This is a genomic window from Cobetia sp. SIMBA_158 (assembly GCF_046566945.1).
GTDB lineage: Bacteria > Pseudomonadota > Gammaproteobacteria > Pseudomonadales > Halomonadaceae > Cobetia > Cobetia amphilecti.
Window position 1 is genome coordinate 1 of sequence record NZ_JAWJYL010000240.1, and the last position, 279, is coordinate 279.

The following is a 279-nucleotide window of genomic DNA, read 5'->3' on the forward strand; positions in this document are numbered from 1 at the left end:
CATCAATCATAGCTACATAAACGGGCGTATCAATATTTGGGGTACTTACAGTGTAGACGCACCCATCAATGCAATAAATTCTTATTTCATTCCCAAAGATTCATATTACCACGCTGCATCGGGGTCGAGCAATACTGATGGTACAAATACTTTTTCCACTTATGTAGATGTTTCAGATCTTTATTTTACAGAAAAAACTTATAGTCTTGTATTACAAGCACAGTTCGTTAATGGAAACTCCAATTGGGTTACCTTTCCATTTACTTTTAAAAACGATAT

1 protein-coding gene is annotated in these 279 nt (G+C 34.8%); it reads left to right on the forward strand.

Going from position 1 to position 279, the window contains the following annotated elements:
* On the forward strand, nt 1-279 hold a 279-nt coding region (locus tag R2R70_RS19800), incomplete at both ends, for a hypothetical protein (RefSeq protein ID WP_410978868.1).